Source organism: Pseudomonas sp. LS-2, assembly GCF_003605735.1.
Lineage (GTDB): Bacteria > Pseudomonadota > Gammaproteobacteria > Pseudomonadales > Pseudomonadaceae > Aquipseudomonas.
The window spans coordinates 61,234-75,492 of record NZ_QXTJ01000001.1; the positions used below are offsets into that span (position 1 = coordinate 61,234).

Sequence of the window (14,259 nt, forward strand, 5' to 3'; positions counted from 1 at the left end):
GGTCAAATCCTCACTGAGCCGCCAAGACGACCGCAGCGGTCACTAGCAAATTGATCAGGGTCAGTGGCAGGCAGAACTTCCAGCTGAAATCCATCACCTGGTCATAACGCGGACGCGGGATAGAGGCGCGCAGCAGGATGAACAGCATGATGAAGAACGCGGTTTTCAGGACGAACCACATGAACGACAGTTGCGGCAGGATGTTGAACGGACCGTGCCAGCCACCGAAGAACAGGGTGACCAACAGCGCCGAGATCAGGATGATGCCGATGTATTCACCGACGAAGAACATGCCCCATTTCATGCCGGCATATTCAATGTGGTAGCCGTCAGCCAGTTCCTGTTCCGCTTCCGGCTGGTCGAACGGGTGACGGTGAGTCACGGCGACGCCAGCGATGAAGAAGGTACAGAAACCGAAGAACTGCGGAATGATGAACCACAGGTGGTCGGCCTGGTACTGAACGATGTCGCCCATGTTGAACGAACCGGCCTGTACCACGATGCCCATCAGCGACAGGCCCAGGAACACTTCGTACGACACCGTCTGTGCCGAAGCACGCAAGCTGCCCAGCAGGGCGTACTTGTTGTTCGACGACCAGCCGGCGAACAGCACCGCGTAGACCGACAGACCGGCCATGGCGAAGAAGAACAGCAGGCCGATGTTCAGGTCCGCGACCACCCAGGTCTGGGTGACCGGGATGATCGAGAACGAAATCAGCAGTGCGCTCATGGCCACGACCGGCGCCAGGGTGAAGATCATCTTGTCGACGAAAGGAGGGTTCCAGTCTTCCTTGAAGAACATCTTCAGCATGTCGGCAGCGATCTGGAACATACCGAACGGACCGACGCGGTTCGGACCGTAACGGTCCTGCCACCAGCCCAGCAGACGGCGTTCGACGAAGCTGAGCAACGCGCCGCAGACCACCACGGCGAGCAGCACCACGATGGCCTTGACGACTGCGATGATCGAATCGATCACTTCAGGGGTAAACCATGTGCTCATTGTGCTGCCTCCTGCAGACCGTCAACGGTTTTCCCGGCCAGGGCCGGAGGAATGCCGGCCAGACCCGATGGCAATGCCACCAGACCCGCGCCCAGTTCCTCGTTGATGCGCAGTGGCAGACGCAGGGTCTGGCCGGCAACGTTGAGGCTGAGCATGGCACCGTCGTTGACGCCCAGGCGGTCCGCTTCGGACTTGGCCAGCGAGACGTAAGCGGCCGGAATGCGTTCCTGAACCGGCGCGGCCTTGGACGAGTTCTCGTCGCTGCCGAACAGGTGGTAGAACGGCACGACCTGCCAGGTCCCTTGAGCAGGGGAGAAGGCGCGCGGCACGCTGGCGAACCAGCTCAGTTTGTCGCCGCTGCTTTCGATCAGGCGTACACCTGGATCGCCAGCACGCAGATGACCACCGACTTCGTCCTGGAACTTGTTCCACGCTTGCGGGGAGTTCCAGCCCGGCGACCAGGCGAATGGCACTTGCGAGCGCGGTTCGGCGGAGCCCGAGTAACCTTCCATCGAGAACGAGAACGCGGTGTCCTTGTCCTGCGAGGTGCGCGGCTCATGGACGCTGATGTTGGCGCGCATGGCAGTACGACCGCTGTAACGCAGCGGTTCGCGAGCCAGTTTCAGCCCTTTGATGCGGAATGCAGCGGAAGGCGCAGCGCCAACGATGCCAGCCAGTTGCGCGTTGCTTGCGGCACAGGCTTCGGTGACGTGGTCCAGTTGGGTCCAGTCCACCGGCTTGTTCAGCAGGGTCGCGCGCAGGGCGTGCAGCCAGCGCCAGCCTTCGTGGATCTGGATGCTGGCGTCCAGGTAGGTCGGATCGTAGACCTGGAAGAAGCGCTGGGCGCGGCCTTCCTGGCTGACCAACGTACCGTCGCCTTCGGCGAAGCTGGCGGCTGGCAGGACGAGGTCGGCACGGTCGGTGGTCGCGGTTTTCTGATGGTCGGCAACGATCACCACTTTCGCGGCTTTCAGTGCAGCATCGACAGTCGCGGCATCAACACGGGTGAACAGATCGTTTTCCAGGACGACGATGGCGTCGGCCTTGCCCGAGATCACGGCCTGCAGCGCGGCGTCTACCGAATCGCCACCGAACAGGGTCAGACCCATGCTGTTGGCTTCCGGAACGATCAGGCTCAGGGAGCCGTTCTTTTCACGCAGTTTCAGGGCTTTCGCGATGTTTGCAGCGGCTTCGATCAGCGCGTTGGACCCCAGCGAGGCGCCGGACACGATCAACGGCCGCTTGGCTTCCAGGAGGGCAGCGGCGATACGCTGAGCCAGTTCCAGAGCTTCGTCGTCCAGACCGGTGACGGCAGGAGCGCTTGGGTCAATGGCGTGAGCCACGGCGAAACCGATGCGGGCCAGATCGTCGGGAGCGGCATGCACGCACTCTTCAGCGATGTCGTCCAGACGGGTTTCAGCCAGGCTGGCGATGAACAGCGGGTTCATCTCGTGCTGACCGATGTTCTTCACTGCAGCATCGAGCCATGGCTGGACTTTCATCGCAGCGGCCATGTCTTCGGCCTTGTTCTTCACCGACTGACGCAGGCCCAGCGCCATGCGTGCAGCGGTCTGAGTCACGTCTTCGCCAAGGATGAACACCGCGTCGTGCTCTTCGACTTCGCGCAGGGTCGGAATCGGCAGCGGGCTGTCTTTCAGGACCTGAGCGATCAGACGCAAACGCTCCAGCTCACCGGCTTCGATACCCGAGTAGAAGTGCTCGGCACCGACCAGTTCGCGCAGGGCGAAGTTGCTTTCAAGGCTGGCGCGAGGCGAACCGATACCGACGATGTTGCGACCGCGCAGCATCTGGGCGGCGGTGTCCAGCGCAGCGTCAAGGCTCAGCTTGGCGTTGCCGTTGGCCAGCAACGGCTGACGTGGACGGTCGGTGCGGTTGACGTAGCCGTAACCGAAACGGCCACGGTCGCACAGGAAATACTGGTTCACCGAACCGTTGTAGCGGTTCTCGATACGGCGGATTTCGCCATAACGTTCGCCCGGGCTGATGTTGCAGCCGCTGGAGCAGCCGTGACAGATGCTCGGCGAGAACTGCATGTCCCACTTGCGGTTGTAGCGCTCGGAGTGCGTCTTGTCGGTGAACACACCGGTCGGGCAGACCTCGGTGAGGTTACCGGAGAACTCGCTTTCCAGCGTACCGTCTTCAACCCGCCCGAAGTACACGTTGTCGTGGGCGCCGAACACACCGAGGTCGGTGCCGCCGGCGTAGTCTTTATAGAAGCGCACGCAGCGATAGCAGGCGATGCAGCGGTTCATCTCGTGCGCGATGAACGGCCCCAGCTCCTGGTTCTGGTGGGTGCGTTTGGTGAAGCGATACCGGCGCTCGTTGTGGCCGGTCATCACCGTCATGTCCTGCAAATGACAGTGACCGCCTTCCTCACAGACCGGGCAGTCGTGGGGGTGGTTGGTCATCAGCCATTCGACGACGCTGGCGCGGAACGCCTTGGACTCGTCGTCGTCGATGGAAATCCAGGTGTTGTCAGTGGCCGGAGTCATGCAGGACATGACGATACGACCACGGGTGTCGTTCTCGTCGGTGTACTGCTTGACCGCGCACTGGCGACAGGCGCCAACACTGCCAAGTGCTGGATGCCAGCAGAAATAAGGGATGTCGAGCCCCAGCGACAGACAGGCCTGTAACAGGTTGTCTGCGCCATCGACTTCGAGCGCTTTGCCGTCTACGTGGATAGTAGCCATGGTTCAAAGTTCTTCGTTGGCCCGGTGTCAGCGGGCGTGGCTAATGGAATCTCGGTGCTGCTCCGGTTCAAACAGCCCTTGGGCGCAATCGGAGCAAAGGTCGACAGGCCTTGTGGGCTTATCGACCGGTCAGTCTTTTTATGCGCCGACGATCGTCGGGCTTCTGACCTGATTGAGGTCGCCCGCTCGCGCTGGTGCTATTCCCGCCTCGAATTCCGAGCGGAAGTATTTGATCGCGCTGCCCAGAGGTTCCACGGCGCCCGGTGCGTGGGCGCAGAAGGTCTTGCCTGGGCCGAGGAAGTTCACCAACCCCAGCAGCGTCTCGATATCGCCCGGTTGACCCTGGCCCTTCTCGATGGCACGCAGGATCTTGACGCTCCAGGGCAGGCCATCGCGGCAAGGGGTGCAGAAGCCGCACGATTCCTGGGCGAAGAACTCCTCAAGATTGCGCATCATCGACACCATGTTGACCTTGTCGTCCACCGCCATCGCCAGGCCCGTACCCATCCGGGTGCCAACCTTGGCCACGCCGCCAGCGTAGAACTGGCAATCGAGGTGTTCCGGCAGCAGGAAACCGGTACCGGCGCCGCCTGGCTGCCAGCACTTGAGCTTGAAGCCGTCGCGCATGCCGCCTGCGTAGTCTTCGAACAGCTCGCGAGCCGGCAGGCCGAACGGCAGCTCCCACAGCCCCGGGTTCTTCACCTTGCCGGAGAAGCCCATCAGCTTGGTGCCGTGGTCTTCGCTGCCTTCTCGGGCCAGCGACTTGTACCAGTCGTTGCCGTTGTTGACGATTGCCGGGACATTGCACAGGGTTTCGACGTTGTTCACGCAAGTCGGCTTGCCCCAGACGCCAACGGCGGCAGGGAAGGGCGGCTTGGAGCGCGGGTTGGCGCGGCGGCCTTCCAGGGAGTTGATCAGTGCGGTTTCTTCACCGCAGATGTAACGCCCGGCGCCGGTGTGGACGAACAGCTCGAAGTCGAAACCGGTGCCCAGGATGTTCTTGCCCAACAGGCCTGCGGCCTTGGCTTCGGCCACGGCGCGGTTCAGGTGTTTGGCGGCGGTGACGTACTCGCCCCGCAGGAAGATGTAGCCGCGGTAGGCTTTCAATGCGCGAGCACTGATCAGCATGCCTTCCACCAGCAGATGGGGCAGTTGCTCCATCAGCATGCGGTCTTTCCAGGTGTTGGGTTCCATCTCGTCCGCGTTGCACAGCAGGTAGCGGATGTTCAGGGATTCGTCTTTGGGCATCAGGCCCCACTTCACGCCAGTGGGGAAGCCTGCGCCGCCACGACCCTTGAGACCGGAGTCCTTGACCGACTGCACGATTTCATCAGGCGATTGCTGGGCGAAGGCCTTGCGGGCAGCGGCGTAGCCGTCTTTGGCCACGTACTCGTCGAACCATACCGGCTCGCCGTCGTCACGCAGACGCCAGGTCAGTGGATGGGTTTCCGGAGTACGGGTGATCAGGTTGGCCGGGCCGAAGGAAGTGATGGTCATACGTAACCCTCCAGCAGCTGGGCAACGCCCGCCGGCTGCAGATTGCCGAAAGTATCGTCGTCGATCATGACCGCCGGTGCCTTGTCGCAGTTGCCCAGGCAGCAGGCCGGCAGCAGGGTGAAACGGCCGTCGGCAGTGGTCTGACCCAGGCCGATGCCGAGCTTGCTCTGAATCTCGCCAACGATGTCTTCGTGACCGGCGATGAAGCAGACCATGCTGTTGCAGACACGGATGATGTGGCGGCCGACCGGCTGACGGAAGATCTGGCTGTAGAACGTGGCCACACCTTCAACGTCACTGGCGGGAATGCCCAGGACTTCGCCGATCGCGTAGATGGCGCCGTCCGGCACCCAGCCGCGTTCCTTCTGGACGATCTTCAGGGCTTCGATGGACGCCGCGCGCGGGTCCTCGTAGTGATGCATTTCGTGCTCGATGGCCGAGCGCTCGGATTCGCTCAGGGCGAAACGGTCTGTCTGGATAAGCGTGCTGTTCATGCTTAGCGGTCCACGTCGGCCATAACGAAATCGATACTACCCAGGTACGCGATCAAGTCCGCGACCATGCTGCCTTTGATCACCGAAGGGATCTGCTGCAGGTGCGGGTAGCTTGGGGTGCGAATCCGGGTACGGTAGCTCATGGTGCCGCCGTCGCTCGTCAGGTAATAACTGTTGATGCCCTTGGTCGCTTCGATCATCTGGAAGGATTCGTTGGCCGGCATGACCGGGCCCCACGAAACCTGCAGGAAGTGCGTGATCAAGGTTTCGATGTGCTGCAGCGTGCGCTCTTTGGGCGGCGGCGTGGTCAGCGGGTGATCCGCCTTGTACGGGCCTTCCGGCATGTTGCGCATGCACTGGTCGATGATCTTGATGCTCTGGCGCATCTCTTCGACGCGGACCATGCAGCGATCATAGGCATCGCCATTGACGGCCAGCGGCACTTCGAATTCGAAGTTCTCGTAACCGGAGTAAGGACGTGCCTTGCGCAGATCGAAGTCGCAACCGGTGGAACGCAAGCCGGCACCGGTGACGCCCCATTCCAGGGCTTCTTTGGTGTTGTAGGCGGCGACGCCGATGGTACGACCCTTGAGGATGCTGTTCTGCAGGGCGGCCTTGGTGTATTCGTCGAGGCGCTTTGGCAGCCATTCGACGAAGTCCTTGACCAGTTTTTCCCAGCCGCGCGGCAGGTCGTGTGCGACTCCACCGATGCGGTACCAGGCCGGGTGCAGGCGGAAACCGGTGATGGCTTCGATCACCGTGTAGGCTTTCTGCCGGTCGGTGAAGGTGAAAAACACCGGGGTCATCGCGCCCACGTCCTGAATGTAGGTACCCAAGAACAGCAGGTGGCTGGTGATGCGGAAGAACTCGGCCATCATGATGCGGATGACGTCGACCTTCTCGGGCACCTTGATGCCCGCCAGCTTCTCGACCGAGAGCACGTACGGCAGGTTGTTCATCACCCCGCCGAGGTAGTCGATACGGTCGGTGTACGGGATGAAGCTGTGCCAGGACTGACGCTCGGCCATCTTCTCGGCGCCACGGTGGTGGTAACCGATGTCCGGAACGCAGTCGACGATCTCTTCACCGTCCAGCTGCAGCACGATACGGAACGCACCGTGCGCCGAAGGGTGGTTCGGACCCAGGTTGAGGAACATGTAGTCCTCGTTGGTGCCGGAACGCTTCATGCCCCAGTCTTCCGGACGGAAACGCGCGGCTTCCTCTTCCAGTTGCTGTTTGGCCAGCGTCAGGCTGTACGGGTCGAATTCGGTGGCGCGGGCAGGGTAGTCCTTGCGCAGCGGGTGACCTTCCCAGGTCGGCGGCATCATGATGCGGCTCAGGTGCGGGTGGCCCGGGAAGTCGATCCCGAACATGTCCCACACTTCACGCTCGTACCAGTTGGCGTTAGGCCAGATGCTGGTCACGGTCGGCACGCTGAGGTCGCCCTCGGACAAGGCGACCTTGATCATCACGTCACTGTTACGCTCTACCGACAGCAGGTGGTAGAACACGGTGAAGTCGGCGTCCGGCAAGCCACGGCGTTTGGTACGCAGGCGCTCGTCCACACCGTGCAGGTCGTACAGCATCGAGTACGGCTTGGGCACGTTGCGCAGGAAGTTGAGGATTTCGAACAGCTTCGCACGGGCAACCCACAGCACCGGCATGCCGGTCACAGTGGATTGCGCGGTGAACGCCTCGGCGCCAAAACGGTTGTGTAGTTCAACGACGACATCTTGGTCGTCAGCCTTGTAAGGCGGGATGTACAGAGCGGTGTCTGCAGTCATAGGTCTCGATCGCTATCGGTCAACGTACAGAATGAATCCAGGCTCAGGCTTCTTTTTGTAAAGAAAACTGGATCAGACTTCGTCGGGGCTGCGCAGGTTCGTCACTGCGATTCGCTGTTCGCGGCGCTGTTCCTTCTGCGACGGCATCTCGGCGCGATACACGCCTTGGTCGCCGACGACCCAGGAAAGAGGGCGACGCTCCTGGCCAATGGATTCCTGCAACAGCATCAGGCCTTGCAGAAATGCCTCTGGGCGGGGCGGGCAGCCGGGCACGTAAACATCCACAGGCAGGAACTTGTCCACGCCCTGAACCACAGAGTAGATGTCGTACATGCCACCGGAGTTGGCGCACGAACCCATGGAAATGACCCATTTAGGTTCGAGCATTTGCTCATACAGACGCTGGATGATGGGCGCCATCTTGATGAAGCAGGTACCGGCGATAACCATGAAATCCGCCTGACGCGGCGATGCCCGGATAACCTCGGCGCCAAAGCGCGCGATGTCGTGGGGCGCCGTGAAGGCGGTGGTCATTTCCACGTAGCAGCACGACAGACCGAAGTTGTACGGCCAAAGGGAGTTCTTGCGACCCCAATTGACAGCACCGCTCAGTACGTCCTCGAGCTTGCCCATGAAGATGTTTTTGTGGACTTGATCCTCTAACGGATCGGAAACGGTTTCCCGTTCGCCGATGGGGTACTGCTCGTTAGGAGCATCCGGGTCGATCCTGGTGAGATTGTATTGCATTGCCAAAGCCTCATTGTTTTAGCTTCGCCTGCCGAGTACGACGTCCTTCGGGAGCCCAATCGAGCGCCCCTACACGCCATAGGTAGACAAGACCTGCCAACAGAATTGCTATGAAAACGAGAGCTTCGGCGAAGCCGGTCCAGCCGCTTTCGCGGACGGACACAGACCAGGCGTACAGAAAGAGGGCTTCAATATCGAAAATCACGAACAGCATCGCGACCAGATAGAATTTTGCGGAGAGCCGCAGGCGGGCGCCGCCTGTAGGCAGCATGCCGGATTCGAAAGGTTCGTTCTTGCTGCGGCCCCAGGCTTTGGAACCGAGCAGGCTGGAGAGGCCGAGCATGAAGGCGCAGAGGCCGATGACGCCCAAAAGGAAAATGGCGAAGCCCCAGTTGTGGGCAATCAGACCTGTCGATTCGGGCATGCTGGCAGTCCTTAACAGAGAGCAGACGTCTCTGAGCTTGAAAAGAAGTAGAAGCAGTGACGATATGTCGCAGTGCGATCAATTCCGGGATTTTATGTGCAAAAGGAGGGCAAGTAAATTTTCTACATCAAATTTATTCACAGGATTAATGAGCCAGGTCACGATTTTGGTGCGCGGACCCGCGCCGCACGGGCATTACGGCCGTTTTCGTTAATTATGTTTCGCGCGTTCGGTAATGAAAGTAATGCGGGTTAAATGATAATTAATATCATTTGAAAGAGGGTTTTGCTTGCGTCACTGAAAAGTGACGAAGTTGGCATTACAACGGGCGTCAAATGAGGAGTAATTGGGCGGCAGGGTTAATTAACTTCTGTGGGGCGATTAGAGACGTCTATCGGCGAATAGTTGACTGAATATGTTGGTTATTAATTGCGCGATGACAAAGGCCGCCCGAAGGCGGCCTTGTCTGGAGCTAAAAAACACAGGGCTTAGTGAAACTGCTCTTCTTCGGTGGAGCCGGTCAGGGCGGTGACCGAGGACTTGCCACCCTGGATCACGGTCGTCATGTCGTCGAAGTAGCCTGTACCGACTTCCTGCTGGTGCGCCACGAAGGTGTAACCCTTGGCCGCGTCGGCGAACTCCTGCTCCTGGAGCTTCACGTAGGCGGTCATGTCGTTGCGCGCGTAGTCGTGCGCCAGGTTGAACATGCTGTGCCACATGTTGTGGATACCGGCCAGGGTGATGAACTGGTGCTTGTAGCCCATTGCCGACAGCTCGCGCTGGAATTTGGCGATGGTTGCGTCGTCCAGGTTCTTCTTCCAGTTGAACGATGGCGAGCAGTTGTACGAAAGCAGTTGGTCCGGATATTCCTTTTTGATTGCTTCGGCGAAGCGACGGGCCTCGTCCAGATCCGGTTTGGCGGTTTCACACCAGATCAGGTCGGCGTACGGCGCATACGCCAGGCCGCGAGCGATGGCCTGATCCAGACCGGCGCGCACTTTATAGAAGCCTTCTGGAGTGCGAGTGCCGGTCACGAACGGCTTGTCATACGGATCGCAATCGGAAGTCAGCAGGTCTGCGGCGTTGGCGTCGGTACGGGCCAGAATGATCGTCGGTACGCCAGCGACGTCAGCCGCCAGACGTGCGGCGACCAGCTTCTGCACGGCTTCTTGAGTCGGCACCAGAACCTTGCCGCCCATGTGTCCGCATTTCTTCACCGAGGCCAGTTGGTCTTCGAAGTGCACGCCGGCAGCGCCCGCTTCGATCATGCTCTTCATCAATTCGTAGGCGTTCAGGACGCCACCGAAACCGGCTTCGGCGTCAGCCACGATTGGCGCGAAGTAATCGATATAGCCTTCGTCGCCCGGATTCTTGCCGGCTTTCCACTGGATCTGGTCGGCGCGGCGGAACGAGTTGTTGATGCGCTTGACCACGGTTGGAACCGAATCCACCGGGTACAGCGACTGGTCAGGGTACATCGACTCGGCGGAGTTGTTGTCCGCGGCGACTTGCCAGCCGGACAGGTAGATCGCCTGGATGCCGGCCTTGACCTGTTGAACGGCCTGGCCGCCGGTCAGGGCGCCCATGCAGTTGACGAAATCCTTGTCGGGACGGAACGACGGCTTGGCGCCCTGAGTCACCAGATTCCAGAGCTTTTCGGCGCCCTGTCTGGCGAACGTGTGTTCAGGCTGGATCGAGCCACGCAGGCGGACGACGTCAGCAGCGGAGTAGGTGCGGGTCACGCCTTTCCAGCGTGGATTCTCGGCCCAGTCTTTCTCAATGGCTGCAATTTGTTGTTCGCGTGTCAGTGCCATGGGGTAAACCTCGTCGCATTGTCTTGTGGGTCTTGAGGTGAAAGCTCTTGTCCAGCCGGTGCCTGGGGTTTCTCAAGGGCGCACTTATGGCTGCTCACTGAATCGGAAAGCATGCATTCAAGCCTGGGTATTTTTCGCGGTCACGATGGCGACGCGATGCAGCTGCCTTTTGGGCATAAAAGACGCGAACATGCTCAATCTTGTTGAGTTGGAGCACAATTCTGAGGCTTTCTGCGAAAACCTCCAATCAGTGGGAGCGAGGCCATCATGCCTCGGCATTTCTGCGTCGTCAAACGTTTTGTAGTGGTTATTTTCGTGCACTACATCTTTTGTCTAATGCGACCAGGCAGTCAGTTTCAGGCTCGAAGGTGCCAATACCGCAAGTCCGCGGCGGGACTGGTTGGTCACGAGGGGAGAGGGATTATGTAGTGAGAAATCGGGCACTACATGAGAGTCCTGGTACGTATTGGAATGTAGGAGCGCGCTTGCTCTCGATCTGGCGCGAAGCGGCAGCAGAATCAAACGGCTTGGACGTGGCAGTCGTGCAGAGGGCGAACTAATTGCTGCCGGTTCCCGGCAGATCGCGGGCAAGCGCGCTCCTACATTCGTCGTGGGGCAGGCATTTCAATCCAGGCTATCGACCTTCACGCGCAAGCTCATGTCGTCGCGACCTTGCGTGGAATAACGGCGCGCCACTCCATGTTCGTCCGCCCGGGACTGGTCGCTGACGCCTGCCAGCGTGATCCACTCACCGAGCCGGCCGCTGACTTGCGTGTCCGTGCTCTGCACCTTGATCGCATCGGTGCGTTGCTGGCTCATGCGGTCGTTATTGGTGCTGATGTTCAGATGAACGATGTCGCCGGTGACACTGGCTGTCACGTAGAACCCGCGCGTCACATTGCGATACTGGGTGTTGGATTGCGCATAACCGTAGGAATCGGTCTGCACGTCAGTGATCGGAACGCTCTGGCCTACCTGAATCAGCGCCGGGGTCCCTTCATTGGCCTGGACCTGCTGAACGCCGCCGTCACGGCTTGCGGTCCCATAGTTGATGATGCGGGTCTGGCTATCGGCACTGACACGGCCATTCTGCGAGCGCACGGTGCCGTTCACCGCGTAAGCCTGATCGCTCTGAATCGTATTGTCGCTGGTGTCGACGCTGATCAACAGGCGTTTCGGCGCTGTATCCAGCTGGGCCAGCAGGTCGCGAAGTTCGCTGATTTTGCCCGGCTCGGCGTTGACGATCAGTTTGTTGCCGTAGGCATTGACGCTGCCTTCCTCCCCCAGAAATGACTTCACGGTCGGCATCAGGTCATCGCTGGTGCGGTAATTGAGGGGGATGACTTCGGTGGCGGCAACGGCCGTAAAGCTGCAAGCCAACAGCACTGAAGCGAGCAGGGTACGTAACGACATCGGTGTGATCTCCGCGAGGGGGTGCATCAGGGCGTTGAGGTTTTATAAGGTAACAGCTCGCCAGTTTGTCGGCCTGAACAGCGCCAAGTTGAATCGCAGACAGCAGAACGCCCCGGTGTTCCCGTTTCAGCATAGCCGCTGAGACGAGCGCGCCGGGGCGTTCCCTGAATACATCGACCGGGTTTAGCGCGAACTGCGCACCATGTCGACGTGGGGCAGACCCGCTTCGAGGAACTCTTCGCTGACCACGGTGAAGCCGAAACGCTCGTAGAACGCGGTGGCATGCACTTGAGCGCTGAGCTTCTGGTGCTTGAGGTCGCGGTTTTCCGCCTCGGTGATCAATGTGGTGAGCAGTGCGTCACCGACATTCAGGCCCCGCCAGTCCTTGAGCACCGACAGGCGACCGATTTCACCGTCCGGCAGCAGGCGTGCCGTGCCGATCGGATAGTCGCCTTCCAGTGCCAGGAAGTGCAGGGCGCCTGCGTCTTCAGCGTCCCATTCCAGTTCGGGCGGTACCGATTGCTCGGCAATGAACACGGCTTCGCGAATGCGCCGGATGTCGGCGTTATCTTTCTGCCAGTCGGCTACCCGTACACGGATCTTATTCATCAGCAAACCCCAGACTTCCTTGTTTGACCAGCTCACAGAGCAAGTCGCGACCATCTTCATCTGCCAGCCATTGGCCCAGATTATCCATATGCAGTGCATCGGCCGCGCAGACCAGTTTCAACAGTTCGCGCAGACGGCCGGGCAGCAGGCGGCTTTGACCGCTGGCGAACAGCAGCAAGTCGTCGTCCACCTCGGACCATGCCAGACGCGCACTCGGATTGCGAATCAGGATCGCGCCCTGTTCGAGGCTGTCCAGCAGTTCGGCGTCGTCCAGCTCCGGGCCTGTCACCAGTTCCGGGTAGCGCGGCTCGGTCATGAACTGGCCGAACCAGGTCAACAGCAGGCGTTCGTCGCCCATGTGCTCGGCCAGCAGCGCCTTGAGGCGGTCCAGGGCGTCGCGCTGAATCTGGTGCGGGTCGCTGACCGGCTGGGCATCGGCGTCGGTGTAGCGCTCTTCATCGGACATGAACTGGCTGAGGAAGTCGGTGAAGTGGGTCAGCACTTCAGCGGCGCTCGGTGCGCGGAAACCGACGGAATAGGTCAGGCAGTCGTCCACGGCCACACCCCAGTGAGCCAGGCGTGGCGGCAAGTAGAGCATGTCGCCCGGCTCCAGCGTCCACTCGTCGCTGCCCTGGAAATCGGCAAGGATGCGCAGGTCCGCGTGCTCCAGCAGCGGGCTGTCGGTGTCGCACATCTGGCCGATTTTCCAGTGGCGCTTGCCGTGGCCTTGCAGCAGGAACACGTCGTAGTTGTCGAAGTGCGGGCCGACGCTGCCACCTGGCGCTGCGTAGCTGATCATGACGTCGTCAATGCGCCAGCTGGGCAAGAAGCGGAAGTTTTCCAGCAGTTCGGCGACTTCCGGGACGAACTGGTCGACGGCCTGGACCAGCAGAGTCCATTCGGTTTCCGGGAGTTTGCTGAACTCGTCCTCGGCAAATGGGCCGCGACGCATTTCCCATGGGCGCACGCCGTTCTCAATGATCAGGCGCGACTCGACTTCTTCTTCCAGAGCCAGGCCTGCCAGTTCGTCGGGGTCGATCGGGCTTTCGAAATCCGGAATGGCCTGACGGATCAGCAGGGGTTTTTTCTGCCAGTAGTCGCGCAGGAATTCGCGCGCCGTGATGCCGCCAAGCAGCTGAACAGGAATATCAGGATTCATGTGTAACCTATTGAAAAAACGTATTTTTCAGACTGGAATAAAAACGCCCGGCTCAGCCGGGCGCTTAGAGCGTGTGCGGTGCTATCAGATGCGCTTGGCTTGAGCCACGGCATTGCCGATGTAGTTGGCCGGCGTCAGCTTCTTCAGCTCGGCCTTGGCTTCGGCAGGCATGTCCAGGCCGTCGATGAAGGTCTGCAGCGCTTCAGGGCCGATGCCCTTGCCGCGCGTCAGCTCCTTGAGCTTCTCGTACGGGTTCTCGATGTTGTAGCGACGCATGACGGTCTGGATCGGCTCGGCCAGGACTTCCCAGCACGCGTCCAGATCGGCGGCGATCTTCTGCTCGTTCAGCTCCAGCTTGCCGATACCTTTGAGGCTCGCCTCGTAGGCAATCACGCTGTGAGCGAAGCCCACGCCGAGGTTGCGCAATACGGTGGAGTCGGTCAGGTCGCGCTGCCAGCGGGAGATCGGCAGCTTGCTCGCCAGGTGTTGGAACAGCGCGTTGGCGATGCCCAGATTGCCTTCAGAGTTTTCGAAGTCGATCGGGTTGACCTTGTGCGGCATGGTCGAGGAGCCGATTTCGCCAGCGACGGTCTTCTGCGTG

The 14,259-nt window shown here is 60.3% G+C and carries 12 protein-coding genes; all 12 read right to left on the minus strand.

The features are described 5' to 3' along the window. Positions 1 to 10: 10 nt before the first annotated feature. Entirely contained in the window at positions 11 to 1,003 is a 993-nt protein-coding gene (gene nuoH, locus D3M70_RS00425; protein ID WP_081567393.1) for an NADH-quinone oxidoreductase subunit NuoH, read from the minus strand. Further along, the gene (gene nuoG / locus D3M70_RS00430; protein ID WP_120123431.1) at positions 1,000 to 3,717 is read right to left on the minus strand and encodes an NADH-quinone oxidoreductase subunit NuoG; all 2,718 of its coding nucleotides are present in this window, start codon (positions 3,715 to 3,717) and stop codon (positions 1,000 to 1,002) included. The genes nuoH and nuoG overlap by 4 nt, the downstream gene beginning before the upstream one ends. Before the next feature lie 138 nt (positions 3,718 to 3,855). Continuing rightward, positions 3,856 to 5,214: an NADH-quinone oxidoreductase subunit NuoF gene (nuoF, locus tag D3M70_RS00435; RefSeq protein WP_120123433.1), complete on the minus strand. Its 1,359-nt coding sequence runs from the start codon at positions 5,212 to 5,214 to the stop codon at positions 3,856 to 3,858. Continuing rightward, positions 5,211 to 5,708, minus strand: a complete 498-nt coding sequence (gene nuoE / locus D3M70_RS00440; RefSeq protein ID WP_093466804.1) for an NADH-quinone oxidoreductase subunit NuoE — start codon at positions 5,706 to 5,708, stop codon at positions 5,211 to 5,213. The genes nuoF and nuoE overlap by 4 nt, the downstream gene beginning before the upstream one ends. A 2-nt stretch (positions 5,709 to 5,710) precedes the next feature. After that, on the minus strand, positions 5,711 to 7,492 hold the full coding sequence (nuoC, locus tag D3M70_RS00445; protein WP_120123435.1) for an NADH-quinone oxidoreductase subunit C/D: 1,782 nt from the start codon (positions 7,490 to 7,492) through the stop codon (positions 5,711 to 5,713). Between the two features lie 72 nt (positions 7,493 to 7,564). Continuing rightward, on the minus strand, positions 7,565 to 8,239 hold the full coding sequence (locus D3M70_RS00450) for an NADH-quinone oxidoreductase subunit B family protein (protein ID WP_074755324.1): 675 nt from the start codon (positions 8,237 to 8,239) through the stop codon (positions 7,565 to 7,567). A gap of 10 nt (positions 8,240 to 8,249) precedes the next feature. After that, on the minus strand, positions 8,250 to 8,663 hold the full coding sequence (locus D3M70_RS00455) for an NADH-quinone oxidoreductase subunit A (RefSeq protein WP_120123436.1): 414 nt from the start codon (positions 8,661 to 8,663) through the stop codon (positions 8,250 to 8,252). A gap of 488 nt (positions 8,664 to 9,151) precedes the next feature. Beyond that, entirely contained in the window at positions 9,152 to 10,477 is a 1,326-nt protein-coding gene (gene aceA, locus D3M70_RS00460) for an isocitrate lyase (RefSeq protein WP_120123438.1), read from the minus strand. Between the two features lie 624 nt (positions 10,478 to 11,101). Then, the gene (locus D3M70_RS00465) at positions 11,102 to 11,890 is read right to left on the minus strand and encodes a secretin N-terminal domain-containing protein (protein WP_120123440.1); all 789 of its coding nucleotides are present in this window, start codon (positions 11,888 to 11,890) and stop codon (positions 11,102 to 11,104) included. 183 nt (positions 11,891 to 12,073) lie between these two features. Next, a complete protein-coding gene (locus D3M70_RS00470; protein ID WP_120123442.1) occupies positions 12,074 to 12,499 on the minus strand; it encodes a GNAT family N-acetyltransferase in 426 nt (141 codons plus the stop codon). Further along, entirely contained in the window at positions 12,492 to 13,658 is a 1,167-nt protein-coding gene (locus D3M70_RS00475; protein ID WP_120123444.1) for a cupin domain-containing protein, read from the minus strand. The genes D3M70_RS00470 and D3M70_RS00475 overlap by 8 nt, the downstream gene beginning before the upstream one ends. 84 nt (positions 13,659 to 13,742) lie before the next feature. After that, positions 13,743 to 14,259 (minus strand): lyase family protein (locus tag D3M70_RS32450; protein ID WP_256659648.1); only part of this gene is annotated, 517 nt, incomplete at its 5' end.

Bases quoted from the DNA above. Each gene is read 5' to 3' on its own strand.
- nuoH (WP_081567393.1), bottom strand. From the start codon at position 1,003: ATGAGCACATGGTTTACCCCTGAAGTGATCGATTCGATCATCGCAGTC.
- nuoG (WP_120123431.1), bottom strand. From the start codon at position 3,717: ATGGCTACTATCCACGTAGACGGCAAAGCGCTCGAAGTCGATGGCGCA.
- nuoF (WP_120123433.1), bottom strand. From the start codon at position 5,214: ATGACCATCACTTCCTTCGGCCCGGCCAACCTGATCACCCGTACTCCG.
- nuoE (WP_093466804.1), bottom strand. From the start codon at position 5,708: ATGAACAGCACGCTTATCCAGACAGACCGTTTCGCCCTGAGCGAATCC.
- nuoC (WP_120123435.1), bottom strand. From the start codon at position 7,492: ATGACTGCAGACACCGCTCTGTACATCCCGCCTTACAAGGCTGACGAC.
- D3M70_RS00450 (WP_074755324.1), bottom strand. From the start codon at position 8,239: ATGCAATACAATCTCACCAGGATCGACCCGGATGCTCCTAACGAGCAG.
- D3M70_RS00455 (WP_120123436.1), bottom strand. From the start codon at position 8,663: ATGCCCGAATCGACAGGTCTGATTGCCCACAACTGGGGCTTCGCCATT.
- aceA (WP_120123438.1), bottom strand. From the start codon at position 10,477: ATGGCACTGACACGCGAACAACAAATTGCAGCCATTGAGAAAGACTGG.
- D3M70_RS00465 (WP_120123440.1), bottom strand. From the start codon at position 11,890: ATGTCGTTACGTACCCTGCTCGCTTCAGTGCTGTTGGCTTGCAGCTTT.
- D3M70_RS00470 (WP_120123442.1), bottom strand. From the start codon at position 12,499: ATGAATAAGATCCGTGTACGGGTAGCCGACTGGCAGAAAGATAACGCC.
- D3M70_RS00475 (WP_120123444.1), bottom strand. From the start codon at position 13,658: ATGAATCCTGATATTCCTGTTCAGCTGCTTGGCGGCATCACGGCGCGC.